The organism is Arthrobacter sp. 05N428_2, assembly GCF_056397065.1.
Window position 1 is genome coordinate 1 of the sequence record NZ_JBFTMR010000039.1, and the last position, 1,349, is coordinate 1,349.

At 66.8% G+C, this 1,349-nt stretch carries 1 protein-coding gene; it reads left to right on the plus strand.

The window, feature by feature from the left end; genetic code table 11:
* Positions 1-345 precede the first annotated feature (345 nt).
* Entirely contained in the window at positions 346-1,194 is an 849-nt protein-coding gene (locus AC1DGI_RS18205) for an SDR family NAD(P)-dependent oxidoreductase (protein WP_476899837.1), read from the plus strand.
* Positions 1,195-1,349: the final 155 nt, after the last annotated feature.

The following is a 1,349-nucleotide window of genomic DNA, read 5'->3' on the forward strand; positions in this document are numbered from 1 at the left end:
GGGCAGCATCGACCTCGGATATTTCTGTCTTCTTCTCAGCGGTTTTCGTACTCGGCACAGCCTCAAGTGTTGCGGCCATATCGGGCTCCTTCCCGCCAGGCTTACCGCCTGGCGTGTCGAGCCGGATACACCGTTAATTCCACAGTCCCTGACGTAGAGGGAACCCGCCAGATCTGCGGGAGCGTCGGGGAGGAAGCCGCCAGATGTGCGGGAGCGTCGGGGAGGAACCCGCCGGATGTGCGGGAGCGTCGGAGTGGGGCGGAACGTTGGCGAGCTCCCTGTCGTTGTGCTTCGGTAGGCTCGAGGCCGACACCCCGAATACCGCTTCCGTTCTAAGGACTCCCCATGACCGCACGGACCATCGTCATCACCGGCGCCAGCGACGGGATCGGCGCGGCCGCAGCCCGGACCCTGGCCGCGCAGGGGGAGCACGTCGTCGTCGTCGGCCGGTCCGCGGGGAAGACCGAGCGGATCGCGGGCGAGATCGGGGCCGACTCCTACGTGGCCGACTTCGCCGAACTGGCGCAGGTGCGCCGGCTGGCCGCGCAGCTGAAGGAAAAGTACCCGCGGATCGACGTCCTGGCGAACAACGCCGGCGGCATCATGGGCGCCCGGGAACTGACCGTCGACGGCCACGAGAAGACCTTCCAGATCAACCATTTGGCCCCCTTCCTGCTGACCACGGAGCTGCTGGACGTGCTCACCGCGAGCCAGGCCACGGTTATCAATACCTCTAGCGTCGCGAACTCGATCTTCGCCAAGCTGGACATTGAGGACCTCGACGCGTCCCGGAGTTACTCCACCAACCGCGCCTACGGCAACGCGAAGCTCGCCAACATCCTTTTCACCACGGAGCTCCACGCCCGCTGCCACGCGGAGGGCATCTCGACCGCTGCCTTCCACCCCGGCGGCGTGGCAACCAACTTCGCGGCCGACTCCACCAGCCCCATGCGCCTGGCCTACACGTCGTTCCTCAAGCGCTTCATGCTGACCCCGGACCAGGGCGCTGACACCCTCCTGTGGCTCGCCAACGGCACACCTGGCCGCGACTGGGCCTCCGGTGCGTACTACGCCAAGCGCGCCCTGGCGAAGGCCAACAAGCAGGCCTACGACGCCGGGCTGGCCCGGGAGCTGTGGGAGCGCAGCGCGGCCATGGTGGCGGAGGCGTCCGACAAGCTTGACCCGCGGGCCTAGCCGCGTACACCTGATATGTAGGCCTTCCTTGTCAAGCGGGCATGGGTGAGCGGTCCAAGGCTGGATGTCTTGGACCGCTCTTTTGTGTTCGCTCCCCGCCTGCTCCGGTTGGCCGGCGCGTCTTGATCGACGGCGCTGTCAGACTGATATGCGCG

What these genes read in the sequence shown, in the direction of transcription:
- AC1DGI_RS18205 (WP_476899837.1), top strand. Translation starts at nt 346, where the DNA reads ATGACCGCACGGACCATCGTCATCACCGGCGCCAGCGACGGGATCGGC.